Source organism: Streptomyces sp. UC4497 (assembly GCF_054871485.1).
Map to the genome: position 1 here is coordinate 25,295 of NZ_JBTYHB010000010.1, position 25,157 is coordinate 50,451.

Annotated in this window: 24 protein-coding genes; 7 read left to right on the forward strand and 17 right to left on the reverse strand. The window is 72.0% G+C overall.

Going from position 1 to position 25,157, the window contains the following annotated elements; translation table 11 throughout:
- Nucleotides 1-22: 22 nt before the first annotated feature.
- Nucleotides 23-844, reverse strand: coding sequence for a methyltransferase domain-containing protein (locus tag ACYSUO_RS16015; RefSeq protein ID WP_461776767.1), 822 nt, complete (start codon nt 842-844; stop codon nt 23-25).
- Nucleotides 841-2,175 (reverse strand): hypothetical protein, encoded by a 1,335-nt coding sequence (locus tag ACYSUO_RS16020; RefSeq protein ID WP_461776769.1) that lies wholly within the window; start codon nt 2,173-2,175, stop codon nt 841-843. The genes ACYSUO_RS16015 and ACYSUO_RS16020 overlap by 4 nt, the downstream gene beginning before the upstream one ends.
- 118 nt (nt 2,176-2,293) lie before the next feature.
- On the opposite strand from ACYSUO_RS16020, the gene ACYSUO_RS16025 reads away from it, so the two are divergent.
- Both ACYSUO_RS16025 and ACYSUO_RS16030 read left to right on the forward strand, forming a co-directional pair.
- Nucleotides 2,294-2,935, forward strand: a complete 642-nt coding sequence (locus ACYSUO_RS16025) for an alpha-ketoglutarate-dependent dioxygenase AlkB family protein (protein WP_461776771.1) — start codon at nt 2,294-2,296, stop codon at nt 2,933-2,935.
- A gap of 78 nt (nt 2,936-3,013) precedes the next feature.
- Nucleotides 3,014-4,273 carry an ROK family protein gene (locus ACYSUO_RS16030; RefSeq protein ID WP_328634402.1) on the forward strand — a complete coding sequence of 420 codons (1,260 nt, stop codon included), beginning with the start codon at nt 3,014-3,016 and terminating at the stop codon, nt 4,271-4,273.
- On the opposite strand, the gene ACYSUO_RS16035 is transcribed toward ACYSUO_RS16030, so the two are convergent.
- The 7 genes from ACYSUO_RS16035 to ACYSUO_RS16065 all read right to left on the reverse strand — a co-directional run bounded on the left by ACYSUO_RS16035 (nt 4,260) and on the right by ACYSUO_RS16065 (nt 9,503).
- Nucleotides 4,260-5,489 carry an MFS transporter gene (locus tag ACYSUO_RS16035; RefSeq protein ID WP_461776772.1) on the reverse strand — a complete coding sequence of 410 codons (1,230 nt, stop codon included), beginning with the start codon at nt 5,487-5,489 and terminating at the stop codon, nt 4,260-4,262. The genes ACYSUO_RS16030 and ACYSUO_RS16035 overlap by 14 nt on opposite strands.
- Nucleotides 5,490-5,601: 112 nt before the next feature.
- Nucleotides 5,602-6,198: a TetR/AcrR family transcriptional regulator gene (locus ACYSUO_RS16040; protein ID WP_461776773.1), complete on the reverse strand. Its 597-nt coding sequence runs from the start codon at nt 6,196-6,198 to the stop codon at nt 5,602-5,604.
- Between the two features lie 101 nt (nt 6,199-6,299).
- A complete protein-coding gene (locus ACYSUO_RS16045; protein WP_461776774.1) occupies nt 6,300-7,214 on the reverse strand; it encodes a phosphotriesterase family protein in 915 nt (304 codons plus the stop codon).
- Entirely contained in the window at nt 7,208-7,792 is a 585-nt protein-coding gene (locus ACYSUO_RS16050) for a DUF4865 family protein (protein WP_461776775.1), read from the reverse strand. Before ACYSUO_RS16050 ends, ACYSUO_RS16045 begins: the two co-directional genes overlap by 7 nt.
- Before the next feature lie 11 nt (nt 7,793-7,803).
- A complete protein-coding gene (locus ACYSUO_RS16055) occupies nt 7,804-8,412 on the reverse strand; it encodes a TetR family transcriptional regulator (RefSeq protein WP_461776776.1) in 609 nt (202 codons plus the stop codon).
- A gap of 81 nt (nt 8,413-8,493) precedes the next feature.
- Complete coding sequence (locus tag ACYSUO_RS16060; protein ID WP_461776777.1) at nt 8,494-8,865, reverse strand: iron chaperone; 372 nt, start codon at nt 8,863-8,865, stop codon at nt 8,494-8,496.
- On the reverse strand, nt 8,862-9,503 hold the full coding sequence (locus ACYSUO_RS16065; RefSeq protein WP_461776778.1) for a DUF998 domain-containing protein: 642 nt from the start codon (nt 9,501-9,503) through the stop codon (nt 8,862-8,864). The genes ACYSUO_RS16060 and ACYSUO_RS16065 overlap by 4 nt, the downstream gene beginning before the upstream one ends.
- 297 nt (nt 9,504-9,800) lie before the next feature.
- Here ACYSUO_RS16065 and ACYSUO_RS16070 point away from each other — a divergent pair, with 297 nt between their 5' ends.
- The 3 genes from ACYSUO_RS16070 to ACYSUO_RS16080 are packed head-to-tail and all read left to right on the forward strand — an operon-like array spanning nt 9,801 to nt 13,542.
- Nucleotides 9,801-10,142 (forward strand): SHOCT domain-containing protein, encoded by a 342-nt coding sequence (locus ACYSUO_RS16070; RefSeq protein ID WP_461776780.1) that lies wholly within the window; start codon nt 9,801-9,803, stop codon nt 10,140-10,142.
- Nucleotides 10,139-10,984, forward strand: a complete 846-nt coding sequence (locus tag ACYSUO_RS16075) for an ABC transporter ATP-binding protein (protein WP_461776781.1) — start codon at nt 10,139-10,141, stop codon at nt 10,982-10,984. The genes ACYSUO_RS16070 and ACYSUO_RS16075 overlap by 4 nt, the downstream gene beginning before the upstream one ends.
- Nucleotides 10,981-13,542 carry an ABC transporter permease gene (locus ACYSUO_RS16080; protein WP_461776782.1) on the forward strand — a complete coding sequence of 854 codons (2,562 nt, stop codon included), beginning with the start codon at nt 10,981-10,983 and terminating at the stop codon, nt 13,540-13,542. The genes ACYSUO_RS16075 and ACYSUO_RS16080 overlap by 4 nt, the downstream gene beginning before the upstream one ends.
- 29 nt (nt 13,543-13,571) lie before the next feature.
- On the opposite strand, the gene ACYSUO_RS16085 is transcribed toward ACYSUO_RS16080, so the two are convergent.
- On the reverse strand, nt 13,572-14,081 hold the full coding sequence (locus tag ACYSUO_RS16085) for an ATP-binding protein (RefSeq protein ID WP_461776783.1): 510 nt from the start codon (nt 14,079-14,081) through the stop codon (nt 13,572-13,574).
- Nucleotides 14,082-14,287: 206 nt separating this feature from the next.
- Nucleotides 14,288-14,602, reverse strand: a complete 315-nt coding sequence (locus ACYSUO_RS16090) for a hypothetical protein (protein ID WP_461776784.1) — start codon at nt 14,600-14,602, stop codon at nt 14,288-14,290.
- Between the two features lie 323 nt (nt 14,603-14,925).
- Between ACYSUO_RS16090 and ACYSUO_RS16095 the strand changes: the two genes are divergently transcribed.
- Nucleotides 14,926-16,080 (forward strand): PLP-dependent cysteine synthase family protein, encoded by a 1,155-nt coding sequence (locus ACYSUO_RS16095; RefSeq protein WP_461776785.1) that lies wholly within the window; start codon nt 14,926-14,928, stop codon nt 16,078-16,080.
- Between the two features lie 74 nt (nt 16,081-16,154).
- Here ACYSUO_RS16095 and ACYSUO_RS16100 read toward each other — a convergent pair whose 3' ends face one another.
- Together ACYSUO_RS16100 and ACYSUO_RS16105 are read right to left on the reverse strand one after the other, a co-directional pair.
- A complete protein-coding gene (locus ACYSUO_RS16100) occupies nt 16,155-16,655 on the reverse strand; it encodes an SRPBCC family protein (protein ID WP_461776786.1) in 501 nt (166 codons plus the stop codon).
- Nucleotides 16,656-16,770: 115 nt separating this feature from the next.
- Entirely contained in the window at nt 16,771-17,598 is an 828-nt protein-coding gene (locus ACYSUO_RS16105; RefSeq protein WP_266716289.1) for a DeoR/GlpR family DNA-binding transcription regulator, read from the reverse strand.
- A 246-nt stretch (nt 17,599-17,844) separates the two neighbouring features.
- Between ACYSUO_RS16105 and ACYSUO_RS16110 the strand changes: the two genes are divergently transcribed.
- Nucleotides 17,845-20,280 (forward strand): hypothetical protein, encoded by a 2,436-nt coding sequence (locus ACYSUO_RS16110; RefSeq protein WP_461776787.1) that lies wholly within the window; start codon nt 17,845-17,847, stop codon nt 20,278-20,280.
- Here the strand turns inward: ACYSUO_RS16110 and ACYSUO_RS16115 are convergent.
- From ACYSUO_RS16115 to ACYSUO_RS16130, 4 genes are all read right to left on the reverse strand, one after another.
- Entirely contained in the window at nt 20,250-22,655 is a 2,406-nt protein-coding gene (locus tag ACYSUO_RS16115) for a right-handed parallel beta-helix repeat-containing protein (protein WP_461776788.1), read from the reverse strand. The genes ACYSUO_RS16110 and ACYSUO_RS16115 overlap by 31 nt on opposite strands.
- A gap of 160 nt (nt 22,656-22,815) precedes the next feature.
- A complete protein-coding gene (locus ACYSUO_RS16120) occupies nt 22,816-23,421 on the reverse strand; it encodes an Rv1733c family protein (RefSeq protein ID WP_461776790.1) in 606 nt (201 codons plus the stop codon).
- 176 nt (nt 23,422-23,597) lie between these two features.
- On the reverse strand, nt 23,598-24,422 hold the full coding sequence (locus ACYSUO_RS16125; RefSeq protein WP_461776792.1) for an MOSC domain-containing protein: 825 nt from the start codon (nt 24,420-24,422) through the stop codon (nt 23,598-23,600).
- A 76-nt stretch (nt 24,423-24,498) separates the two neighbouring features.
- Nucleotides 24,499-24,942: a DUF6643 family protein gene (locus tag ACYSUO_RS16130; protein WP_461776794.1), complete on the reverse strand. Its 444-nt coding sequence runs from the start codon at nt 24,940-24,942 to the stop codon at nt 24,499-24,501.
- Nucleotides 24,943-25,157: the final 215 nt, after the last annotated feature.

Here is a 25,157-nt window from a genome sequence, read left to right on the forward strand (position 1 = left end):
GCGCGCCGGCCGTGACGGCGTGTCAGGGGAGGCGCCCGGTGACGGTGAAGGCGACGGAATAGCTCAGGGTGTCCTCGGCGTCGAGGAACTCCAGGAAGACCGCGACGGCCCGGTCCGCTTCGGCGGATGACCCCAGGGCGTGCGCGAGGAACGGGCGGGCGATGTCCAACTTCAGTTCCCAGTGGGCCCGTTCGCCCTGCGCCACTCGCCCCGCGATCAGGTGATAGGGCTCCACCCGGACGGCGAGCTCGCGAAGCCCGGCCGCCCGCGCCAGCCGGTACAGCGCGCGTCCCGCATGGGCATCGAAGCCGGCCGCACGCAGCGCGGGTGCGACGCGGGCGAGCAGCGCGCCGAGCTCCGCGGGGACAGGGTCGTGCCAGACGAGCTGACCGTCGAGGTCGAACAGCACGACTGCCCCGCCACGGCGGGTGACGCGTGCCATCTCGGCGATTGCCGCGCCGCGGCGCCCGACGTACTGGAGCAGCAACCGGCTGTAGACCACGTCGAACGAGCCGGTGGCGAAGGGGAGTCGGCAGGCGTCCGCGCAGCAGCGCCAGGGCACCGGAGTCCCGGCCTCGCGTATCCCGCTGGCCAGCCGTCCGGCGCTGACATCGGCGGCGACCACCTTCGCCGCCGGCCACCGCCGCAGGACGGCGGTGGCCACGTGCCCGGGGCCCGCGCCCACGTCGAGTACCGTCGCCCGCGGCGACATGACGTGCGGCAGGTGCGTCCGCACCCATCGCCGGGCGTCCACCTTCGCCTCCAGCCGGGCGGCCTCGCGGGGGTCCTCCATGAGGTAGTGGCCCGTCACGCGCGGACCTTGCGTGAGGTCGTGGCCCGTCACGGGCCGGCCCTCCGGTCCGGTGCGGCCCCGTCCCCTCGTCGGCCGTACAGCTCGTCGATGTGCCGGTAGAAGTCGGCATATCCCTCGGCGAGCCAGATCGCCCGGGAGTACCGGGCGACCGGCTCGGCCCCGGCCTCCCGCAGGAACCGGCCCGTCCTGGCGTCGGTCGCCACCGGGATCGCACCGAGCGGGAACGACTCGTAGGCCTCGCACGCCCGGGGCAGAAGCCTGCGGACCACCCGCTCGGCCCGCGCCGCGTCCAGGCCGGGATCGACGAGCAGGTCGAGGCGGTTCTCCAAGAGGGACAGGTTGAGCCCCAGCGGCCCTTCGTGGGCGAGGGCCGCGCCCGACAACCGCCCCCGCTCATCCGGATGCAACCAGATCCGGCGCCGTCGTCGCAGTCCGACCGTGCGGTACAGGGAGTCCAGCGCCGTCAGCAGGAGGTCGTCCGTCCACAGTTCCTCCGCCCGTGCGTACAGGGCACCGCGTGTGCGGACGGCCAAGGCGGCGAGTTCGGCACATGCCCCGTCGCCGTCCCATTCGGACGTCGACGCGTCGTGGTCCTCCGGGTCCGCGAGGGAACGTGCGACCGGCAGAGGCACCATCAGGTAGTCGCCGGACTCGACGGAGCCGGTGCCGGGCGGCATCCATTCCTCCAGGGTCCCGAACACCCGCCCCATATAAGGGTGGTCGGGCCGGAACCACATCTGGACGGCGCCGAAACGCCCCTCGCGCATCGTCGTCTTCTGGCTCGCCAGAATCACCGCCCGCACCGCCTCCGGCGGCCCTGAGCCGACCAGGTGCTGGGCGTGCCAGCAGGTCCAGGTGCAGCGCCACGTCGCCATCGAGGCGAGACCGTCGTCGGGCGTGCGACGGAGCACCACCCGCAGCAGTGAACTGCCCGCCGCGGCGGCCCGCTCCCAGTTCTCCAGGACCAACGGCAGGAAGGGCTCCAGCCGCGCCGCCTTCTCGGAGTAGAGGAGCCGCGACCGCGCGTAGTGGTCGAGGAGGCGGTCCGGGGCGAGGGTGTTCACCTCGCAGCCGAACTCCGCGTAGTCGGCGGCCGGAGCCTCCCGCAGGTCCTGGCGAGACGTCTCCTCGGGCGGTGCCGGGCGCGGCGTCTCCTTGTACGGGGTCTCCTCGCGTGTTTCGAACGAGGACTGCGCCCCGCCGCGAGCGTGGATGCTCCCCGGGCGAGGCTCGGCGGGAGCGCTGGAGGGCTCATGGGCCGAACCCCTGGCGTGCAGCCGGGGATCCACATCCGAGTCGGGGCGGGCCGTCCGCCGTGCCGGTTCTGGTTCCAGTCGTGGTTTTGGTCGGTAGAACGTCATGGCAACGACGCTGGCACCGTGCCAAGGGCCCCGGAATGGGAAGAACTTCTGATTGACGGCGGGCGTGACGGCCAATCGCGCCCGTCGGACCACCGGGGGACCGGCATAGCCTGGACGTATGAGTGAGCTGTTTGCCCGTGCGCGCCGAACCGTCGCTCCGGGCGCCGTGCACGTGCCGGACTGGCTCGCCCCCGAGGAGCAGCGGGCGCTGCTCGAACAGTGCCGTGCGTGGGCGAGGCCACCCGCCGGGCTCAGAGAAGTGACCACACCCGGTGGCGGCCGCATGTCGGTCCGGCAGTTCGGCCTCGGCTGGCACTGGTTCCCGTACGGGTACGCGCGCACGGTCGTCGACGGCGACGGGGCGCCCGTGAAGCCGATGCCGGAGGAGTTGGCCGCGCTCGGCCGGCGCGCGGTCACCGCCGCCTACGGTGAGGCGCCGCAGGAGACGTACGACATCGCCCTGATCAACTACTACGACACCGACGCCCACATGGGCATGCACAAGGACCGTGACGAGAAGTCGACCGCGCCGGTCGTGTCCCTCAGTCTCGGTGACACCTGCGTCTTCCGGTTCGGCAACACCGAGACGCGTACGAAGCCGTACACCGACGTCGAGCTGCGCAGCGGGGATCTGTTCGTGTTCGGTGGCGAATCACGGTTCGCGTATCACGGGGTGCCGAGGACCGAGCCGGGGACGGCGCCGCCCGGGCTCGGCCTGAGGGGGCGGCTCAACGTCACGTTGCGGGTCAGCGGCTTGTAGACGGGGTGCGCGCACGGATCGGCCGCGGGGCGTTCACCGGCTAACATTCCTGAGCGTGATCAGGGCGAGGAGTTGCTGATGGGCGGCGGCAAGGCGGCCTCCGGGACCGGGGGCCATACGGCGGGCGACACGGCCGGGCGGCCACCGCGTCTGGAGCGGGGGCGCAGCGCGCTTGGTCCCGCGCTCGAACTCGTCCACACCGGGCGGGCTCCCACCCGCGCCGTGCTGACCGCCGAGCTCGGTGTGACCCGCGCGACCGCGGGCGCCGTCGCCGCGGAGCTGGAGGCGCTCGGCCTCATCCGCATCGACGCGAAGCCGAGCGCGGCGTCCGGCTCCCAGGGCCGCCCCTCGCACCGCCTCTCCGTCGCCGACGAAGGACCGGTCGCGCTGGCGGCACAGGTCCACTCCGACGGCTACCGGGCGGCGCTCGTCGGCCTCGGCGGCGGCATCGTCGCCACCACGCCGGGCTGCGAGATCATCGACCCGGACCCGGCGGACGTACTGCGGTCGGTGGTGGAGGCGGGCGTCCGGCTCCTCGATGCCACCGGGCGACGTTGCGTCGGCGCGGGCCTTGCTGTCCCCTCCGCGGTCGCCGAACCCGACGGCACCGCCCTCAACCCCCTCCACCTGGCCTGGCCGGTGGGCGCGCCGGTGCGGCAGATCTTCACCGACTGCGTACGGGAAGCGGGCCTGGGCATCCCGGCGTTCGCGGCCAACGATGTGAACCTGGGGGCGCTCGCCGAGCACCGGCACGGCGCGGGACGTGGCGCGCGCGACCTGCTGCTGGTGGCGACCGGGCACCGTGGCGTCGGCGGGGCGCTCGTCCTCGACGGGCATCTGCACACCGGCAGTTCGGGCCTCGCCCTGGAGGTCGGCCACCTCACGGTGAACCCCGAAGGGCGCCCCTGCCACTGCGGGAGCCGCGGCTGCCTGGACGTCGAGGCCGACCCGCTCGCCTTCCTCACGGCGGCGGGCCGCGCCCCCGACCCCGGCGGCTCACTCCTGGAACAGGCCCGCGGCCTGCTGACCGAGGCGAAGGACGACCCGGACGTCCGCGCGGCGACCGCCCTCCTCATCGACCGCCTCGGCCTCGGCCTCGCCGGCCTGGTCAACATCCTCAACCCGGACCGCATCGTCCTCGGCGGCCTCCACCGCACCCTCCTCGACGCCGACCCCGAGCGCCTCCGGGCCGTCGTGGCGGACCGCAGCCTGTGGGGCCGCAGCGGCAGCGTCCCGATCCTGGCGTCGACGCTGGACCACAACAGCCTGGTGGGCGCGGCGGAACTGGCCTGGCAGCCGGTCCTCGACGATCCCCTGGGGGCGCTCAGCGGGGGGTGACGCAGACGGCCTCCATGCCCGGCTCCCCGACGGGCTCCTCGATGGGCTCCCCGACCGGCTCCCGCGCCTTCGCCGCCTGGTCCCTGCGCGCCATCAGATCCGGCACGAGCGAGGCGATCCCGGCGACCGCGAGCGCCAGACCGACCCACAGCGGCGCCCGCAGCCCGTACGCGTCGATGACGACACCGCCCACCGAGGTGGCGATGACGATGCCGAGCGTGATGAACGAGGAGTGCACGGTGTTCACCAGCGCCCCCGCGTTCCCCCTGCGCTGCACGCGCACCACCATCGCCGGGTTCATGGTGACACCCACCAGACCGATGCCCAGCATGCACACCACGGCCGTGGCACTCACCTGGGCGAACAGCGCGAACCCCAGGAGGAAAAGGGAGTTGAGGGCGAGCCCGGCCAGCAACACGGTCAGGGTGTGCCGGTCGGCGAGACGCCCCGTCACCGTGTTGCCGATGACGGTGGCCGCCCCGTAGGCGACCAGCAGGAGCGGCACGGTGCCCGCGCCGAACCCGGAGATCTCGGTGAGGATCGGGCCCAGGTAGCTGAACGCCGCGAACGTCGCGCCGATCACGAGCGTGCTGGTCGACAGCGTGAACCACAGCCGCGCGGACCGGAACACCCCGAATTCCGCCCGCAGTTGACCGGCCCCCGCCTCCTTCGGTACGTCCGGCACCCCGACGAGCGTCGCCGCCGCGGCGAGCACCGCGATCCCCGAGATCACCCAGAACGCGGCGCGCCAGCCGAGCCGGTCACCGATGAACGTGGCCAGCGGAAGCCCGAGCAGCGTGCCGAGCATCAGCCCGTTGAGCGCCACGGAGACGGCGCGGCCGCGCACTTCGGGCCGGGTGAGCCGCGCGCACATCGCGAGGCCGATACCGAAGAAGGCCTGCGAGGCGACGCCGGTGACGATCCGCGCCACCAGCATTGCTGCGTACGTCGACGCGGTCGCGGCCAGTACGTTGCCGGCGAGGAACACCGCGAACAACACCATCAGCGCGCGCTTTTGAGGGACCTTCAGGAGAGCGACGGTCAGGAACGGCCCGCCGAACGCCATGGCCGCCGCGAAGGCGGTGATCAGATACCCGATCTGCGGGATCGTCGCGTCAAGCCCGTCCGCCATCTGCGGCATCAGACCGGCGACGACGAACTCGCTCGTGACCATGGCGAAGATGCCGAGGGCCAGCACGTATACGGCGCGTGGCATGGGTGTACCTCCGGGAAACGTTTGTTTTGGATGGAGCAGTACAAAATCGGGGCATGGCTGAGCGCGGTGGGGCGCTCAATCGGGATGCAACTACGGTACGGGGGCGGGGAGTTCAGCCGGTGAGGGCGTCCAGAGCGATGTGTGCCGTGGCCTCGAGGGTGGTGCGGTCGGCGCCCCCTTGTCCCGAGACGCGCATCCCGCCGATCACGGTGTTGAGGAAGCGTGCCAGCTCTTCCGGTGGCCGCTTCGAGGTGATCGAACCGTCGGTCTGTCCGGCCGCGATCACCGACCGCAGGGCGGCGAGCCGGATGTTGAGATCCCGCTCGACCAGACGCGCCGACTCGGGGTCGCGCCCCGCGAACTCCACGGTGGTGTTCACGGTGAGGCAGCCCCTGCTGTGGCCGTCCTTGCGGGTCCCGGCCTCGGTGTCGACCGTCATCGCGAACAACGTACGGATCCGGTCGAGCGGCGACTTCTCCGCGTCCTCCAGGATCTCCATCTGGTTCGCCGTCATCCGCTCGATGTAACGGGTCAGCGAGCGCGTGAATAGGTCGTGCTTGCTGGCGAACGTGTTGTAGATGCTGCTGCGCCCAAGACCGGTGGCGGTGCACAGATCCTGCGTGGAAGTGGCTTCATAGCCGTGCTCCCAGAAGGCGTGCATCGCCGCGTCCAGGGCCCGCTCCTCGTCGAACATCCTCGGTCGGGCCATGCGGGAACGCTACCTGTTTTGGATCGCCCAGTGCAATACGTGGCGGGCATCGTCCGCGTACGAGCCTCCTCTCGGCCTCGCCGCCTCATCGCCTCCCGGCCTCATCTCCACTCGACCGAGAACGCCTGCGCCGGATTGTCGACCAGGATCCGCTCCACCGCCCCCTCGCCCAGGACCGCTTCGAGGCGCGGGCGCACCCGGCGCAGCAGGTACGGCATGCCGGGGCCGCCGGTCACCGAGCGGGCTCCGGCGGTCGTGGTGTCGCCGCCGAGCAGGAGGCGGTCCGCGTGGCCCGCGTCGGACAGGGCCGCGAGGGCATCCGGCATCCGCCAGTCCGTGGCGTGGTTCGTCCGCGACGGGCCGTCGAAGGCAAGGTACGCGCCCGAGTCCGCGGCCTCCCGATGGGTCACGAAGTCGGGGGAGCGGTTGAGGTGGCCGAGGATGACGCGGTGCGCGGGCACCTCCAACTCCTCGCAGAGCAGGTCGAGTACGTCCAGTGCGCCCGTGCCCAGCTCCAGGTGGACGGCGATCGGCGCCCCGGTCGCGTGGTGCGCCTCGGCGGCGGCCGCCATCGTCCACCGGGCGTGCGCGTCGAGGGTGTGGAAGCCGCCGGCGACCTTGATCAGGCCGGCGCGTACGGTGCTGTCCGCGATGCCCTCCGTGAGCTCGCGCACGAAGACCTCGGCGAGGTCGTCGCGCCGCTCGGCCAGCAACTCCTCGGCGTAGTGGGCCGCTTGGTGCATGCCGGTGGCTGCCACGATGTGCACCCCGGTCGCCGCGGCGAGCGCGGGCAGCTCCGCCGCGTGCCGGCCGAGCCCGTACGGCGTCCACTGCACGACGGTGCCGCCGCCCACGGCCGCGTACGCCTCCAGCTCCTGGCGGGCGAGCCCGGCGTCGTCCAGCTCCTGCCCCGGCAGCACGGGGCTGCGGAAGAAGAGGTGGTCGTGTGCGTCGACGATGCCCAACTGTCCCGGATCCAGGTCGCCCTGGACGCCGCGGACGGCGCCGCTCACCACTGCCGTCCGCGCGGCAGGGTGTCGCGTTCGGGCTGGGAGAGGTGCAGGACCTGGTAGCGGTCGCCGGGGGCCTTGGGGGTGTCGTGCTCCCACGCCGAGAAGGTCAGCAGCTCCCAGGTGCGGGGGTCGATGGCCGACGCCGCGAACAACACCCCGTGTTCCTGGGCGAGTTGCGTGGCGCCCTCTACTGCCTCCGCGGTCAGTTTCGGGAGGTCGGCGCCCGCCTCGATCGGTGTCCGCTGCCGCACGGCCGTCCGCGCTCGCGCCGTGGCCGCGACCCCCTCCTCGTACGCGATGCCCGTCCAGTGCTGGACGACGGGGCGCCCGAAGTCGGCGACGATGCCCTGGAATCCGGGCCCCCAGAGGAAGGCGTTCATGCCGGTCGGCGCGTTCCACAGGTAGAACGGGGCGTACTGGTTCACCGGCGAGCCGTCCACGCCGCGCTCTCGCATCAGATACGCCTTGACGCCGAGGCCGGGGAAGTCGTCGAGCGCGTGACCCTTGGTCTCCACGCGCCTGCGGATGATGTTCATGTCGTAATCGGCGGGCACCGTGATCTCGTACTGCATCGCGTGCATGGAGCGCGTCCTCAGTGGTCGGCGGTGGGGGTCGGGGTTGCGGATGCGGCGGGGGAGAGGAGTGCGAGCAGGCCGCGTACGCCCGTGTCGAACGCCGTCGTGTTGCCCGACGCCCGCGCCAGGACGTAACCGCCCTGCACGGTGGCCACGATCGTCGCCGCTATCTCGCGCGGCACCAGATGGGCTGCCAACTCGCCGCTCTCCACGCCCTCTTGGACGACGTCGGCGAGGCGGCTCTCGACGTACGCGATCGTCTCGTCGACCGGCGCCCGCAGGTCGTCGCTGGTGATCACGTCGGGGTCCATCGTCAGCCGCCCGACGGGGCAGCCGCGCAGCACATCGCGCTCGCGGAGCAGATACGCCGCTATCCGCTCGTACGCCGAGCCCCCGCCGCCGAGCACCCGGTCGACCGTGGTCCGCATCTCGGCCCCGGTGCGCCGTATCGCGGCGAGCGCCAGGTCCTGCTTCCCGGTGAAGTGGTGGTACATGCTGCCCTGGCCGACACCCGCGCGCTGCAGGATCGCCTTCGGGCTGGTGCCCACGTAGCCGCGCTCCCACAGGAGCTCACGGGTGGTCTCGATCAGTCGCTCCTGGGTGGTGGCCATGGTGTCACCGTACATACCAGTAGTTACAGAATCAATGGCAGGGGAGGACGTGACTCAGGTGCGGCTCAGGTGCGACGCACGTGAGTCACGCCCGAGTTACATCCACAGCACACCCTCGACCTCGTGCTCCCGCACCCTGTGCGCGATCATCCGCCGCAGCAGGTCACCGGGCACGGGCCGGCCGTACGGGAGTTTCACCGAGCCCTTGCCGGTGCTGAAGCCGGCGAGGTCGGCGTCGAACGCCTCACGGGTGCTGGGGGTGAAGACGACATTCGCGTGCTTCGTGTAGCCGTTCACCATGAAGAGGATCGTCCCCGACGGGTGGATCCACGCCGGGGACCCCCACTTGATGGCCTCGGCCGCCTCGGGGACCGCCTCGTGGGCCAAGGCGCGTACCTGCTCCAGCAGTTCGCGGCCCTGACCGCCGAAGCCCTCGATGTACTCGTCCGTGGTCTCCGCCTTGCTCATGGCGCCAGTCTGGCACGCTCGCTGCCCCCGCGTGCGAGGCGCTGAACGTACAGGCCGAGCACCCCGATCATGACCACCTCGCACCCGAGCATCACCCGCTCCACCAGACCGATCAACTCCCGGCCGCCCGGCCCCGCCGAGTACGCCATCACCCCGGCCCCGGCCACCGCGAGCAGGGACAGTACGCGCAACCACCACGCGGTCCGCCCCGCTGCCTTGCCGAGCCGCCCGGCCAGGATGAGCCCGGCCGCCGGCAGCGCCGCGAACGCCGCGACGGACGCGTACCGGTGCACATACGCCGACCCGGTCAGCTGCGTGGTGAGCGGATCCGTCGGCACCACGGCCGCGAGCACGAGCCCCGCACCCCAGATCGCCAGCAGCACGGACGGCAGTCCGCGCATCGGCGGGAGCCGCTTCCTCGCCACCACGAGGAGCAGCAGCGAGACGAGGCCGAGCGAGGCCATGGCGGTCTCGATCGGTCCGCCGCGGTCGAGCGCCGCGAAGTCGCTGACGGTGAGGGACATCGGGCTGAGCCCCGGGTCGGTGTCCCGGGGCGCCAGCAGCGCCGCCATCATGGCCACGACCACGGTGGTCCACACCGCGGGGGCCAGCAGATGGCTGTGGCCGGTGAACTTCAAGCGTCGGCAGAGGGTGTCTCGTCTCGGTGTGGGCACACTCCGATCCTCCGGCCAGGGAGGCCCCGCCCACATGGGGGCCGCCCCGGAGCCGCCCCTGACCCTGCCCCTGACACACATCAGGGTCGACCGGGCGGCAGGAAGCAGCCCCGCCCCCCTCACGTACTCCCGCGGAGGTACGCACAGTGCCGCTGGCCGTACGACGACCCGGACCCCCTCCCGGCGGGACGCTCGAGTCATCACCACAAGTGGACGCCCGGCACACCGCCCCGGCGCCACCGACAAGAGGAGATGAGTCGGATGCAGACCCTCGCGGAATTCGGCCCCGGCAACGGCCCCGGCCCCGGCCCCTGGATCCTGTTCTTCCCGCTGATCTGGGCGGCCGTCGTCGTCGGTGTCGTCACCCTGCTGCGCCGCACCGTCTGGCGCGGCCGGCGCGGACCGTGGCGCCCCGTCGTCCCCCGCTTCGCCGAGAACTCGCCGATCGCCGTGCTCGGCCGGCGCTTCGCCGCGGGCGAGATCGACGAGGACGAGTACTGGCGCCGACTCACCGTCCTGAACGAGGAGTTCGGCCACGACAGCCACTACGGCGAGTACGGACAGTACGGCGTCGACGGCAAGACGAAGGGCGGCGCGTCATGACCACCGCCGCCACGACGCTCACCCCCACCGCCCTCGCGGCCCGCGTCGACAACGCCGTCAAGGTGTACGGCTCCGGGGACACCGCCGTCCGTGCCCTCGACGGCGTGAGCGTCGGCTTCCGGGCCGGACGGTTCACCGCGATCATGGGCCCGTCCGGCTCCGGGAAGTCGACCCTGATGCACTGCGCGGCGGGCCTCGACACCCTCACCGAGGGGGCCGCGTACATCGGTGACACCGACCTCGGCTCGCTCGACGACCGCCGCCTCACCCTGCTGCGGCGCGACCGCGTCGGGTTCGTGTTCCAGGCGTTCAACCTCGTCCCGACGCTGAACGTCGCCGAGAACATCACGCTGCCGATCGACCTGGCGGGCGAACGCCCCGACCGCGAGTGGCTCGACGCGCTCATCGACGTCGTAGGACTGGGCGACCGGCTGCACCACCGGCCCGCCGAACTCTCCGGCGGGCAGCAGCAACGCGTCGCCGTGGCAAGGGCGTTCGCGGGCCGGCCCGACGTCGTCTTCGCCGACGAACCCACCGGCAACCTCGACTCCCGCTCCGGCGGTGAGGTGCTCCGCCTCCTCGGCGACACGGCCCGGCAGTCCTCGCGCGCGGTCGTCATGGTCACCCACGACCCGGTCGCCGCGGCCCACGCCGACGAGGTCGTCTTCCTCGCGGACGGCCGCCTCGTCGACCGGATGGAACGGCCGACCGCGGACCGGGTCCTCGACCGGATGAAGGCGTTCGACGGGCCCGCGCCGACGGAGTTCGACGGCCCCACGCCATTCGACGGCACCACATCAATCGACGGCACCACGTCAACGGCTGGAGGCGAACCGTCATGAACGCCTCCGTCCGCCTCAGCCGCACCTCGCTGCGCGCCCACAAGCGGCGGTTCGCCGGAACGTTCAGCGCGGTCCTGCTGGGCGTCGCGTTCCTCGCCGGCACCCTCGTCATGGGTGACACCCTGCGCGCGAGCTTCGACTCGATGTTCGCGGGCGCCAGCAGCGGCACCGACGCCGTCGTGCGCTCCGGCAACGTCATCACCACCCCCGGCGAGAGTCAGGGCACTCGCCGCCCGGTGGCCGCCTCGCTCGCCGACGACCTGGCGCAGGTGCCGGGCGTCGCCGCCGCGGCGCCGAACATCCAGGGCGCGGGCCAACTCGTCGACGCCCACGGCGAACCCATCGGCGGTCAGGGCCCGCCCACCCTCGCCGGGAACTGGATCGACGACCCCGAGCTCAACGCGTACCAGCTCGCCGACGGCCGCACTCCGCGCAAGAGCGGCGAGGTCGTCATCAACCGGGGCGCCGCGAAAACAGGCGACCTGAAGGTCGGTGACACGACGACGCTGCGCACGCCCGATCCCGTGAAGGTCACCATCGTGGGCCTGGCCACCTTCGGCGGCGAGGACGGCATGGCGCAGACCACCTTCACCGGCATGACCCGCGCCGACGCCGAGAAGTACCTCACCCCGAAGCCGGAGGAGGCGTCCACCATCCAGGTGCGGGCGGGGCCCGGAGTCAGCCAGCAGGAGCTCGTCGAGAGCCTGACGGCCAAGCTCCCCAAGGGAGTTGAGGCGATCACCGGTGACGAGTCGGCGCAGGAGAACACCGACATGATCTCCGGCCAGTTCCTCACCCTGTTCACGACCTTCCTCCTCGTGTTCTCCGGCGTCGCGCTGCTCGTCGCGACCTTCTCCATCCACAACACCTTCGCCATCGTCGTGGCCCAACGCGCCCGCGAGAACGCCCTGTTGAGGGCGCTCGGCGCGGCCCGTCGACAGATCGCGGCGGCGACCCTCGTGGAGGCGTCCGCCGTCGCCGTGGTGGCCTCGGCCGCCGGACTCGCGGGCGGGATCGGCATCGCGGCCGGACTCCAGGCGCTGTTCCCCGCCATCGGATTCCCGTTCCCCGAAGGGGACTTGGTGATCAGCCCGCTGTCCATGCTGCTGCCGCTGGCCGTCGGCATCGTGGTGTGCGTCGGCTCGGCGCTGCTGCCCGCCCTGCGTGCCGGTCGCACCGCGCCGCTGGCCGCCCTGCGCGAGAGCGCCGTCGACGACTCCGGTGCCTCGCGGCACCGCGCCGTCATCGGTGGTGTGCTGGGCGCCGCCGCGATCGCGGTGACCCTCGTAGGCGTCCTGGTGTCCCCGTCGATCACCCTCGCGGGCGTCGGCGCCGTGCTAGTGCTCGCGTCGTTCGTCGTGCTCGGTCCCGTCGCGTCCACGTCCGCCGTACGGGCCCTGGGCGCGCCGCTCGACCGGCTGCGCGGCGTCACCGGCGGGCTCGCGAGGCGCAACGCCTTGCGCAGCCCGAAGCGCACCGCCGCCACGGCGAGCGCCCTGATGATCGGCGTCGCGGTGGTCTCCCTGTTCACCGTCTTCGGCGCCTCGCTGAAGGCGACCATGGACCAGACCGTGAACCGTTCCTTCGCGGGCGACGTCGCCGTCTCCACCCCGTCCTTCGGCGCCGGCGGCAGCGGCCTCAGCCCGAAACTGGCACCCGCGATCGCCGAGCGGCCCGAGGTGGCCACGGCGGTCGGCCTCGGCAGCGGCGTCGCCGACGTCGAGGGCAAGGGGCGCGCGCTCACCGTCGCCGACCCGGCCGCGCTCGCGAAGTCGTTCGACCTCGGCACGGTCAGCGGCTCGATGGGCGACCTGGGGAAGAACGGCATCGCGATCACCCGCACCGAGGCCGACAAGCAGCACCTCGCGGTCGGCGACACGGCACGGCTCGCCTTCACCGACGGCAAGAAGGAACCCTTCACGGTCCGCGCCGTCTTCGGCCGCTCCGAGCTCGCAGGCGACTACGTGATCTCGCGCGAGGCCTGGGCTCCGCACCGTACGCAGGACGCCGACAGGCTGGTCTCCGTCACCTTCAAGGACGGCGTCCCGGCGGCCGACGGCACGAAGGCGGTCGAGAAGGTCGCGGCGGCGTACGGCAATCCGGATGTGCAGACCCGCGACGCGTACGCGCAGTCCTCCGCGTCCGGCATCGACATGATGCTCACGCTCGTCTACGCGCTGCTGGCCCTGGCCGTCGTCATCGCCCTGCTCGGCATCGCCAACACCCTCACCCTGGCGCTGCACGAACGGACCCGGGAGCTGGGGCTGCTGCGCGCCGTCGGCCAGACCCGCGGGCAGCTGCGGGCGATGGTCCGCTGGGAGTCGGTGCTCGTCGCCGCGTTCGGCACGGCCGGCGGGCTCGTGCTCGGCGGGTTCCTCGGCTGGGTGCTGGTGAAGGCGTCCGACGGGGCGAGCGACAGCGCCTTCGCGTTCGCGCTGCCGCCGGTCCAGTTGGCGGTCGTGGCCCTCGTCGGGCTCGCGGCCGGCGCCCTCGCGGGCCTGCGCCCCGCCCGCAGGGCGGCACGCCTGGACGTGCTGCGGGCCATCGCCACCGAGTGAGCGACGTACCTTCGGTGATCACCGCCCGGTCAGCCTGCGACGGCCGACCGGGCGGGAGCATGCGGGGACACCTTGCGCTCGTGCGTGTCCGTGCGGCGCGAGGGATGCGTCGCGTACACCGGGTACGGCGCGATGCCCATCGCGGGGGCGGGGGCCGGCAGGGCGAACCAGACGACCTTGCCCTCGCCGTGCGGCCGCACACCCCAGCTCTCGCTCAGCGCGGCGATCATCGCGAGACCGCGGCCGCAGGTGGCGAGGGGGTCGGCGTCCCGTATCTCGGGGATCCTCGGGTCGTGGTCGTGCACCGAGACCCTGAGCGTGCCACTGAGCAGCTCGATCTCGACGGTGCAGAGCTTGTCGGGACCGGCGTGCCGGTGGACGTTGGTCAGAAGCTCGGTGACGCAGAGCGCGGCCATCTCGATCAACGGATCGAGATGCCAGTAGCGCAACTGCGCCGATACGATTCTGCGGACCTGACCTATCCGCGACGGCAGGGCTTGGAGCTCCACCGTGCAATGCCTGTTCGGCTGGCTGATCACGGCTACGACTCCCCGAAATTGAGTCCGGAAGAAGACGAAAACGGATCGAGCGGTGCGACCGTGCTGTGACAGGACTGCCCGCTCCGTGTCCGGCGGGCTGGTTCGCAGCGTTATCGCCGGTAAACCCTGAGTAGTGATGTGTGACCAGCGTGACCCAGGGGGCGTGGGCGTGCAACTTCGCCGGACTGTTCGCTGAGGGGCGGGTGCTATCCGGTGTGCGCGGTGGCGGCGCGCACGGCCTCGATGAACCGCCGGGCCGCGGGCGGCCCCGAGGCGCCGCCCTGTCCGCCGAGGTGCAGCAGATAGCGCCGCCCGTCCACGTCGGCCATCGCCCGGTCCTCGGCGCCGAACCACGGCCTGCCCGCGCGGACTTCACCCAACGGGGCGCTGTCGATCTCGCTCCCGTAGCTCGTGAGCAACTCCAGCCTGCCGCCCGCGATCCGGACCTGTCCCGCCCGGGTCAGTGATCGCAGTCGTCGGCCGATGCGCACGCCCGTCGCCGTGAACTCCGGCTCCGCCATGCCGTTTCGCCCCCTCGAGTGGGTGTCTGCGGTGCAGTTTGCACGCACCTGGCCAGGAGCACCAGTCCGCATGTGGACGCGCTGTGAAGCATTGGGGGTAGCTCCGGCGCACGCCCCCCTCGCACGTACGTTCCCGGATGCTCCCGGTACCCCAAGTGCGTGTTCCGCCACCCTCCCAGGCGTTCCTTTGAGACGCCCAAAGATGCATTTATGCAGGTGAGAAGCGTGCGCAAGGTGCTTATGATCGTGGTGTCCGGCTGCCGTCGGCGCCCCGGGACCGGAGCGCGGAACGACGGCCGGGCACGACGAGAAGGAGCCAATCGGTGAGCACCACGGAACAAGGTCGGCCCACGGGCGAGGGCGCGGCGTCCGGCCCCCTGCCGACGCTCGACGTCGACCACACGGACCCCGGCTACCGTGAGTGGCTCAAAGAAGCGGTGCGCAAGGTGCAGGCGGACAACAACCGCTCGGCCGACACGCACCTGCTGCTCTTTCCGCTCCCCGAGCACTGGGGCATCGACCTCTACCTCAAGGACGAGTCGACCCACCCCACGGGCAGCCTCAAGCACCGCCTGGCCCGCTCGCTCTTCCTCTACGGCCTGTGCAATGGCTGGATCCGGCCCGGCCGCCCCGTCATCGAGGCGTCGAGCGGCTCCACGGCGGTCTCGGAGGCGTACTTCGCGAAGCTGATCGGTGTCCCCTTCATCGCGGTGATGCCGCGTACGACGAGCGCCGAGAAGTGCCGCCTGATCGAATTCCACGGCGGCCAGTGCCACTTCGTGGACGACTCCCGGATGATGTACGCGGAGTCCGCGGCCCTCGCCGCCCGCACCGGCGGCCACTACATGGACCAGTTCACGTACGCGGAGCGGGCGACGGACTGGCGCGGGAACAACAACATCGCCGAGTCGATCTACCGCCAACTCGCTCTGGAGCGCTACCCCGAGCCCACCTGGATCGTCGCCACGGCGGGCACCGGCGGCACCTCGGCGACGCTCGCCCGCTACGTCCACTACATGCAGCACGACACCCGCATCTGTGTCGCGGACCCCGAGAACTCCTGCTTCTTCGAGGGCTGGACCACCGACAACCCCGACGCGACGAGCGACTGCGGCTCCCGCATCGAGGGCATCGGCCGCCCCCGCATGGAACCGAGCTTCGTGCCGGGCGCCATCGACCGCATGATGAAGGTCCCCGACGCGGCGAGCGTCGCGGCGGTCCGCGCCCTGGAGTCGGCCATCGGCCGCAGGGCTGGCGGCTCGACGGGTACGGGCCTGTGGAGCGCCCTCAAGATCGTCGCGGAAATGGTGGCGGAGGGCCGCACGGGCAGCGTGGTCACCCTCCTCTGCGACCCGGGCGACCGCTACCTGGACAAGTACTACTCGGACGACTGGCTGCGACAGCAGTCCCTGGACATCACCCCGTACGCGGAGGCGATCACGCGCTTGCTGGAGACGGGGGAGTGGCCGGGGCATTAAAGCCCCGCTCCGGGACGAGACTCGCGGGGTCCGGGGCAGAGCCCCGAGAGCGCAACCCCGCCGCGGCGCAACGATCAACCCGCCCCTGACGCCGGCGCCGCCGCAACCCTCCGCTCAAGCTTCCCCACCGCATCCCGAAACGCCCGCCCGAGCCCGGCCCGCCCAGCCTTCAACCCCACCCGCATCACTCCAGGCGCGTCCACGGCGAACGTCCACTGAACCCGGCACCGCCCACCGCCCACGTCCTGCACCCGCCACTCCTCCAGCAACGCCCGCAACCCCGGCGCATTCGTCTCGTCGACGCGATACGCATACACGCACACGTCCCCCGTCTCCGCGGCGACGATCGTCTCCAGGAACCGCGTCCCACCCTTGAGCCGGACCTCCCGCCGCGCCCCACCGTCCAGCGGCCGCGCCAGCGTCACCGCGGAGAACCACTGGGGCCACCCGACGACGTCCTCGGCGAGCGCCCGGTACACGGCGTCCGGGGAGGCCGACACCTCACGGGCGAACACGAGCCGCACGGGCGCGCTGTCGACGAAGTCGAGCTCGACGGGGCGAAGTCGGCGTGCCATGAAGGTTCAACCCCCAAGGGTGATCGGCGGACGCGACCCGGGCCAACGGGCGTCGCCCGCAGCCAAGTTGACATGCTCCAGGTGACCGGTCCGGGTCACCATAACTGGCGCACCGTCAGATGTCTGTACCGTCCTCGGGCTCCCCGGCCACCACGAGCCGCATGTGCTCGGCGACCTCGGCCCGCGCCTCGACGGGCAGTCCGCCGTCCGTCACCAGCGTGTCCACCTGGTCGAGCGAGGCGAACGAACTCAGCCCCACCGTCCCCCACTTGGTGTGGTCCGCCACCACGACGACCCGCCGCGCGGACTGCACGAGCCGCCGATTCGTCTCCGCCTCCGCAAGGTTCGGCGTGGACAGGCCGGCCTCCGGGCTTATGCCGTGCACCCCGAGGAACAGCACGTCGAAGTGGAGCGCCGCGATCGCCTGGTCGGCGACCGGGCCCACCAGCGAATCCGACGGTGTGCGCACCCCGCCGGTCAGCACCACCGTCGCCGCCCCCTGCCGGGACGCGGCGCCGCGCTGCGACGCGTGGAAGACATCGGCCACCCGTACCGAGTTCGTCACCACCGTGAGGTCCGGTACGTCGAGCAACTGCTGGGCCAGCGCGAACGTCGTCGTACCACCGGAGAGCGCGATCGCCGTGCCGGGCGCGGCCAGCGGCGCCGCCGCGCGCGCGATGTCCTCCTTGGCGGTCAGCTCCAGGCCCGACTTGGCCTCGAAGCCGGGCTCATGGGTGCTGGCCTCGACGACCGGGACCGCGCCGCCGTGCACCTTCTCGACGACGCCCTGCCGGGCCAGCGCGTCCAGATCGCGCCGCACCGTCATGTCGGAGACGCCGAGCTTCCTGGTCAGCTCGTTGACCCGGACGCCGCCGCGCCGACGGACCTCGTCGATGATCAGGGCGCGGCGCTGCTCCGCGAGCAGGTTCTGATTCTCGCTCACGTCCGTCGGATCCCTTCGGCTCGTCCCGCCTGCCACCACCGCCGTACCGGCCAGCGCTTTCTCGTCATCCTCGCACGCGCCACCGACACCGGGACCACCGCCTGCGCTGCCGACCTGCGCATCGACGGGGCGCCAAGGAGTGAATGACCTGCGCATCGACGGGGCGCCTCGGGGAGATTCCGTGACGAGGGGTGCCCGCGGGGGCGCCGGGCCGAGATCCTGGTCGTGTTCAGAAACGGGGGACACATGAGCACGACACACGAGCACGAACAACAGGACGGCACCACGACGGAACCGGCGACGACGCCCTCCGCGCAGCCGTCCACCACGCCGTCCGCGACACCGCCCACGGCCACCGACGAGACCGCTCTGGAACTTCTCGTCCACGGGGTCGGCGGCACCACACCTCAAGACATGCTCGACGACCCGCAGCCGGTGCGGGTGTCCGGCGACGAGACGGCGGCCGTCTTCCGGCGCGGCGAGGACGCCGACGCGGAGACGCGGCCCGACGACTACCGGGGCAAGCCCGTCCCCGAGGCGTACGTCTGGTGCAACCTCACCTCGGGCAACGGATCACGGGCCCTGTGGCTGCTGCTACTTCCCTTCATGGTGGTGAACCTGTCCCACTGGATGCGCCCCAACGCCCGCCGCAGGTCCCGCACCGTACGCGTCTACGGCCTGCTCGTCCGCCTCCTCTCGCTCACCCTCACGGTGCTGCTGGTCGGCGCCGCGTGCGAGGTCGCCCTCGACCTGACGGCCTGGCAGTGCGCGGGCACACCGGCCTGCGCCGAGCAGCGGGCCTGGCTGGGCTTCCTCTCCGTCGACGCGCACGGTGACGGCGGCTGGTGGAGCCAGCCCGGCCGCCGCCTCGCGCTCGCCTCGCTCGTCCCGACCGCCCTCGCGGGCCTGCTCTGGTACCTCTCGCACCGCACCTGGAGCGCGTACGAGGCGCAGCGCCCGCTGCCGCACATGCCCGAGCCCACCGACGGCGAGATCGACAACGCGCTCGGCAGGCCCGGCTTTTGGTACGGCCGCCGCCTCGTCGCCCGCCTGCGCTCGGCGCACACCGCGGCCGCGCTGCTCACGGTGGCCGCGGCCGTCGGCACCTCCGCGGCCCGCTTCGACCGGGCGTCCGGCGGCCCTGCCCTGCTCGACGTGGTGGGCTGGCTGATCGTGGCCGCGCTGATCCTCGGCACCCTCGCCGTCATCACCGTCATCGTGCGCCGCGGCCGCAGTGAGAACCGCGTCGACGACACCCTGGACCGCACGGTGGTGCGCGCCCTGCCCTACGCGGCGCTCGTCCTGCTCGTCGTGACCATGGTGTACGCGGCCTGGTCGCGCCCCGGATGGCAGTCGTCCGGACGGCTGCCCGGTGACATGAGCTTCGGCGGCATCACCCTCGTCCAGGGCGCGCTCGTGATCGCCCTGGCCTTCGTCGCGCACGCCATCTACCGCACGGCCCGTGACCCGCGCACCGCACTGCGCGGACTCGGCGGTCCCGCCACCGCGATGCTCGCGTGCGCCCTCGGCGGCGTCATGACCGGTGGTGTGGCGCAGCGCGTCGCCGACTGGCTGGACGGCACCAGCGGCCTCATCAAGGGCCCGCCCGTGCTGCTCACCTGGCAGGCCTCGGCGATCCCACCGCTGCTGATCGTGGTCGCCGTCCTGTGCGGCGCACTCGCCCTGCGTACGGCCCGCATCAAGAAGCGCGAGACGGCCCAGGTGGCGGCCGACTACCACCTCGACGAGAAGCCCGGCAGCACCAGCGAACCCCCGGACGTGGCCCGTACGTCACGCATCGCGGGCACCCGCGCGCGTGCCGCCCTCACCGACAGGGCGCCGGTGATGATCGGCGTCGTCTCATCGGCGACGCTGCTGCTCGGCGCGCTCGCCGTGGTGGGCGCCTGGACCACCGGGAAGGTGCCGGGCAGCGCGGCCCAGGGCTCGTACGCGATCGTGGCGGGGGCGGCCGACTCGGCGCAGGCGCTCGGCTCCTGGCTCATCGGCCTGGGCTTCATACTGTTCGTCACCTGGGGACGCCGCGCCTACAAGGACGCGTCCGCACGCCGCACCATCGGCATCCTGTGGGACGTGGGCACCTTCTGGCCGCGTGCCGCGCACCCCTTCGCGCCCCCCTGCTACGCCGAGCGCGCCGTCCCCGACCTCACCTGGCGGATGGCGACCTGGACGCAGGCCACCGGGGGCCGGCTCATCCTGTCCGGGCACTCCCAGGGCAGCGTCCTCGCGGCGGCCGCCGCCTGGCAACTGCACCCCTCCGTAAGGAAGCGCGTCGGACTGCTCACCTACGGATCGCCTCTGGAGCGGCTGTACGGGCGCTGGTTCCCGGCCCAGTTCGGACCCGAGGCGCTGGCCTCGCTGCACCGCCAGGTCGACTGCTGGCGCAATCTGCACCGAAGGACCGACCCCATCGGCGGGCCGATCAACCTGCCCGGCGAGTGCGGTCCTCAGGTCGACCACCCGGCACTCCTCGACCCGCTCGCCTACGGAAGGACCGGTGAACACCCGCTCCCCGCACCGATCCTGGGTCACGGCGACTACCAGGCCGACCCGGTCTTCGCCGAGGAGCGCGCCCACCTCTTGGCCCGCCTCAAGCCGGGCGTGCCGCAGCAGCGGCCCGACACCGAGCAGGCTCAGGGCAGTTCGGGCAGGTCCTCCGGGTAGAGCAGCGTGAGCGCGTCGGTGTCCAGGGCGTCGAGCTGGGCGACCCGGCCGGCGTGCCGCTCCACCATCGACTCGAACGTCTGCCGCGCGGTGCGGCCGTTGCCGAAAGCGGGCCCCTTCGGGAGCGCCGTGAAGTACTTGAGCAGTGCTTCCGGCGTCCCGTCGGCGAGCCGGTACTCGTGCTCCTCGGACTGCTGCTCCACGATCCGCAGCAGTTCCTCGGGCACGTAGTCGGAGAACGTGATGGTCCGTGAGAAGCGGGAGGCCACACCGGGGTTGGTGGACAGGAAGCGCTCCATCTCCGCCGTGTAGCCGGCGACGATCACGACGACCTCGTCCCGGTGGTCCTCCATCAGCTTCACGAGCGTGTCGATCGCCTCGCGGCCGAAGTCGCGCCCGGAGTCCTCGGGGGACAGGGCGTACGCCTCGTCGATGAACAGGACGCCGCCGTGGGCCCGTTGGAAGGCCTCCTGGGTGCGGATCGCGGTGGAGCCGATGTGCTCGCCGACCAGATCCACACGGGACACCTCTACGAGGTGTCCCTGGCCGAGGACGCCGAGCGACGCCAGGATCTCGCCGTACAGGCGCGCCACCGTCGTCTTGCCGGTGCCGGGGGAGCCCGTGAACACCAGGTGCCGTCGCACGGACGCCGCCTTGAGGCCCGCCTCCTGGCGCCTGCGGCCCACCTCGATCATGTCGGTGAGGGCGCGCACCTCGCGCTTGACGCTCTCCAGGCCCACCAGAGCGTCGAGTTCACCGAGGACGAGCTTGGATGCCCGGGACTCCTTCTCGGGCTCCTGAGGGGCCGCCACGGGCCGCTGATCGGGCACGGCGCTGAGCAGCCCGACCGTCTGCGTCGCGGTCTGCACGGCCGGCTGCGGGGCCGCCGTCGCGCCGGAGCTCACACCGCCGCTCTCGTCGCTCGTGCAGTCCTCGATCAGCGGGCCGTCCTCGGCGAACTCGTAGCCGCCGCGCGAACACCGCTCCGTACGGCACTTCTTGAGGCTCGTACGGCAGCCGTCGATGACGTGGAAGCCGAAGCCGCCGCTGTCCGAGACCCGGCAGCCGTGGAAGCTGCCCCGGCCGCCCGCGGACACGTAGAAACCGGCCTCGGCGGGCGAGGTGACCGTGCAGCGCTCGATCGTGGGGTCCGCGCCCTTCGTGACGATCACGCCGGTCTGCGTGGCGTCCACCGTGCAGTTGGAGAGCGTGCCGCCGCTGCCGTGGTCGCGGAACCAGGCGCCCGTCGCGGCCTCGCGGATGCGGCAGTCGTCGAGCTGCGCGGTCGCCCCGTCGCTCACCGACACGGCCGTGTTGCGCACTTGGGAGAGGTCGCTGTCGACGACGTCCACGCGCGAGCCGCGGTCGAGCACGAACAGCGCGTCCGGCACGTCGTGCACCCGGCAGGAGTCGAGCACGGCGGTCGCTCCGTCGCTGACCCAGACGGCCGGATAGTCGCCCGTACTGTCGTGGATCTCCGTCTGGTTGGCGTCCACGCGCGTGCCGGGGTCCCACACCGAAAGACCGTTGCGCCCGAACTGGCGCACGGTGGAACGCGTCAGCGTGAGCACCGACCGGGAGCGCAGGTCGATCGCGTTCTCCGGGACGTCGTGGACGCGGCAGTCGGCGAGGGTGAGCACCGCGTCCGTGTCGAGCGTGACGCCGTCCCCCGTCGTGCGGTGCACATCGCAGTCGGTCAGGTGCGCGGACGCCCGCCCGGTGATCTGCACACCGGAGCCCTTGACCTCGTACACCTCGCAGCCCACGGCCTCCAGGCCGGAGTGCTCACCGGTCGCGGACAGGCCCGCACCCGACGTGTGGTGCACCCGGCAGCGCTCGAGCCGGGGATGCGCGCCGCCGCGCACCGCGACGCCCGCCTGCCCGGCGGCGACGACCTCGCACTCCTCGAACACGCCGCCCCCGCCGTCGAGCACGGCGATGCCGATGCCGCCGGGGTTGTCGACGGTGCACTGCCGCACCGTGGGCCGGGCGCCGCCGCGGACCTCGACGCCGGTCGCGGACCGGGTCACCACGCGGACGCCGACGATCTCCGGGGCGCCCTCCTCGACGAGCAGCGCGGGCGCCGCCGCGTCCTGCCCCTCGACGTGCAGGTCACGCACGGTCGCGGAGGCTCGTACGGTCAGGGGGACACCGTCCGACGGCGCGATCCGCACGGAGCCGGGGGAGCCCTCGGGGCCACGCAGCGTGATGGCCCGCCGCAGCACCAGGTTCTCCCGGTACGTACCGGGGGCCACGGTCAGTACGTCACCGTCGGTCGCCGCCTCCAGGGCGGCTGCCAGCGACGCGTATTCACCCGTGCGGCGCCGCCACCGCGAAGTACCGGCGTGCGTCACCTGGACCGAGCCCTGTGCCATGGCGCTGATCTGCCCCCACCTCGTCGTACGCAGGAAGTGTGCGCGCCTCGTGGGGCGCTGTCCCTGGCTGCGTCCTGCGCTCTGCCTGCCAAAAGGTGGCTCCACCGTAGCGTGCGCGGAGCACGGCAGTTGACCAGAGCGACGAGCCCGTGGGCGGCGGTCAGCTGCCCGTGCCGGTCCTGCCCCAGTCGGGTCCTGCGATGTCCCAGGCGCTGTCCCAACGCGCGTACCGGCGGCGCATCATGCGCCACAGGACCAGGCGCCGGGTGCCTTCCACCAGGCCGGTGACGGCGAAGGCCGCACCGAATCCGGCGAGCGCCGCGTGCGTGGCGGCGGTGGGACGGTCGAGGGGCCGGCCGACGGCGCGGCCCTGGTCGTCGGTCCACACGGTGAACTTGTCGCCGCGGTGCGGCGTGGTGAGGGCGGCGACGACGCGGTCCTGCCGGATCGAACCGTCGGGCGCCTTCCAGGTCGCCACCACGCGTGTGTGCGCGTCACGCGCCGTGGAGGTCTCCGGGTCGGGATCGAGCGGCGGCTGTGCCACTTTGTGCACCACGGTCGCCGTCACCTCGTGGCGCATGCTGCGCTGCTCCTCCACGGAGCGATACAGAGCGTCACGCGACATGGACCCCGCGACAACGCCGGCCAGCGGCGCGGCGACGACGATCAGGAACAGTGCGACCAGGGCGACCCAGGCCTCTGCCAGGTCGGTCCCGCGGCACACCGGATTGTGACGCCAGCGCCATAGCCCGATCAACGCTCGCACGGTCTGCACCCCCTTCCGGGTCTGTCATAACCCCGAACGGCAGCGCCCGCATGCCGGAGGAGAGAAGAGAGAGCGACGTCACCTGGCTTGCTCGCCCCTGCCCACCGGCGCTTCCGACACTGCCATTGTCTCTCAACGAGCATGCCGCGGCGCCGGGTTCCCCGGCCGGATGACGGTTATTCGAGGATCCTCAAGGGATCTCCGATACGCACGGTGCCCGTCGACTCGGGCACCAGGTTCGTGCCGAAGCACAGCTGGTCGCCGAAGCGGCGGTGTCGCGCCAGCGTGCGCAGGGGTTCCTTGCCACGCTCCGCGGTCTGCTGGTTCGTCGTCGTGACCACGCAGCGGCCACTCTTCTTGGTGATACGGAAGGTGACGTCCCCGATCGCGATGCGCGACCAGTCGTCCTCCGCCCACGGAGGCGTGCCGGAGACGACGACATTCGGCCGGAACCGGTTCATGGGCAGCGGGCCCTCGTCGGCGTGGTCACCTTGAGCGATCAACGAGTTGAGGGCGTCGAGCGAGGAGAGCGTCGTCAGGAGCAGCGGATAGCCGTCGGCGAAACTCACTGTCTCGCCCGGGCGCGCGTACTTCGGGTCGATGGGGCGTCTGGTCGCCGGATCGTCCAGATGCATCAGGCGTATCTCGGTGCCCAGGTACGCACTCCACCACGCGTGGGCCGCACGGTCGGCGGGGACCGCCTCGACCTTGTCCGACCAGACCTCGATCGTGGTCGTCTCCCGCGGGCCGGGTATCTCGACGGTCAGCGGGTCCGTCCCCGGGGCGGAGACGCGAAGGCCGCCGCCGGGCAGCTGCTCGGCGGCGGCCAACGCCAGGCGCGGATGCGGCCGTTGAGTGACGATCTTGTCGTCCGCGCCCACCAGCACCCAGCGCCGGTCCCCGGCCAGGCCCCACGGCTCCACGACGGCCTCGCGCGGAGCGTGCCCCCGAACCGCCTTGAGCGGGTGGACATGGATCGAACTGAGTGCTGGCTGCGACATGCCGGTCATTCTGCCAGCAGCCACGGACATCGCCCGTGGCTGCTGTGGTGGGCCGGAGCGTTCCGGCCGTGTCGGGTCAGTAACCGCGGTACTGCTGGCGGTTGTACGGATCCTCGTACGGCGCGGGGGCGGGCCGCGGCGTGGCCGGGCGCATCGCCTCGTAACCGGTCGCCTGCCCGGGCGCGGGTCGCTGCGGCTGCTGGGCCTGCTGGCCCGGGTAGCCGCCGCGCTGGGCGCTCGCCTGCTGCGGGATGTACGGGGCCGGGGCAGCCTGCATCGGGGAGGTCTGAGGGTGCGGATAGCCGTACTGCGGCGAGGGCGCGGAGGGCGCCGACGGCAGGGCGGGCAGCGCGGCGGGGAGCGCCGGCAGGTGGCTGTTGCTTTCGTACGCGGAGGGAACCCGGATCGGGGCGATCTGCGGCGTACCCCGTTCCGCGACGAGTGAGTCGTAGATCGGAGTGTCCGGGAAGGACGGCGCGGAGTAGTAACCGCCGCCATATGTGGAGCGGGGGGAGGTCATGACACATAAGTTAAGCCCACGATGTGGTCGTTGGGGTAGACCGATAAGAGGGTTCTTTTGCGTGTCGTGTGTGACCGCGCGTCCTCAATGCGAGCGAACTTGGGGAAAACGGTCGTCGCCCGGGACAATTTTCCTGTAGGGCCCAAGATTTCGAGGGGTTACCGGCGGTTGGCCAGTGATCTTCGAACGGGCCTCTGGGAGCCGGAAGGCTCCAG

What these genes read in the sequence shown, in the direction of transcription:
- ACYSUO_RS16070 (WP_461776780.1), top strand. Translation starts at nt 9,801, where the DNA reads ATGCAGACCCTCGCGGAATTCGGCCCCGGCAACGGCCCCGGCCCCGGC.
- ACYSUO_RS16090 (WP_461776784.1), bottom strand. Translation starts at nt 14,602, where the DNA reads ATGGCGGAGCCGGAGTTCACGGCGACGGGCGTGCGCATCGGCCGACGA.
- ACYSUO_RS16020 (WP_461776769.1), bottom strand. Translation starts at nt 2,175, where the DNA reads ATGACGTTCTACCGACCAAAACCACGACTGGAACCAGAACCGGCACGG.
- ACYSUO_RS16100 (WP_461776786.1), bottom strand. Translation starts at nt 16,655, where the DNA reads ATGGCACGCCGACTTCGCCCCGTCGAGCTCGACTTCGTCGACAGCGCG.
- ACYSUO_RS16080 (WP_461776782.1), top strand. Translation starts at nt 10,981, where the DNA reads ATGAACGCCTCCGTCCGCCTCAGCCGCACCTCGCTGCGCGCCCACAAG.
- ACYSUO_RS16055 (WP_461776776.1), bottom strand. Translation starts at nt 8,412, where the DNA reads ATGTACGGTGACACCATGGCCACCACCCAGGAGCGACTGATCGAGACC.
- ACYSUO_RS16035 (WP_461776772.1), bottom strand. Translation starts at nt 5,489, where the DNA reads ATGCCACGCGCCGTATACGTGCTGGCCCTCGGCATCTTCGCCATGGTC.
- ACYSUO_RS16050 (WP_461776775.1), bottom strand. Translation starts at nt 7,792, where the DNA reads ATGCACGCGATGCAGTACGAGATCACGGTGCCCGCCGATTACGACATG.
- ACYSUO_RS16030 (WP_328634402.1), top strand. Translation starts at nt 3,014, where the DNA reads ATGGGCGGCGGCAAGGCGGCCTCCGGGACCGGGGGCCATACGGCGGGC.
- ACYSUO_RS16025 (WP_461776771.1), top strand. Translation starts at nt 2,294, where the DNA reads ATGAGTGAGCTGTTTGCCCGTGCGCGCCGAACCGTCGCTCCGGGCGCC.
- ACYSUO_RS16040 (WP_461776773.1), bottom strand. Translation starts at nt 6,198, where the DNA reads ATGGCCCGACCGAGGATGTTCGACGAGGAGCGGGCCCTGGACGCGGCG.
- ACYSUO_RS16130 (WP_461776794.1), bottom strand. Translation starts at nt 24,942, where the DNA reads ATGACCTCCCCCCGCTCCACATATGGCGGCGGTTACTACTCCGCGCCG.
- ACYSUO_RS16115 (WP_461776788.1), bottom strand. Translation starts at nt 22,655, where the DNA reads ATGGCACAGGGCTCGGTCCAGGTGACGCACGCCGGTACTTCGCGGTGG.
- ACYSUO_RS16075 (WP_461776781.1), top strand. Translation starts at nt 10,139, where the DNA reads ATGACCACCGCCGCCACGACGCTCACCCCCACCGCCCTCGCGGCCCGC.
- ACYSUO_RS16110 (WP_461776787.1), top strand. Translation starts at nt 17,845, where the DNA reads ATGAGCACGACACACGAGCACGAACAACAGGACGGCACCACGACGGAA.
- ACYSUO_RS16060 (WP_461776777.1), bottom strand. Translation starts at nt 8,865, where the DNA reads ATGAGCAAGGCGGAGACCACGGACGAGTACATCGAGGGCTTCGGCGGT.
- ACYSUO_RS16125 (WP_461776792.1), bottom strand. Translation starts at nt 24,422, where the DNA reads ATGTCGCAGCCAGCACTCAGTTCGATCCATGTCCACCCGCTCAAGGCG.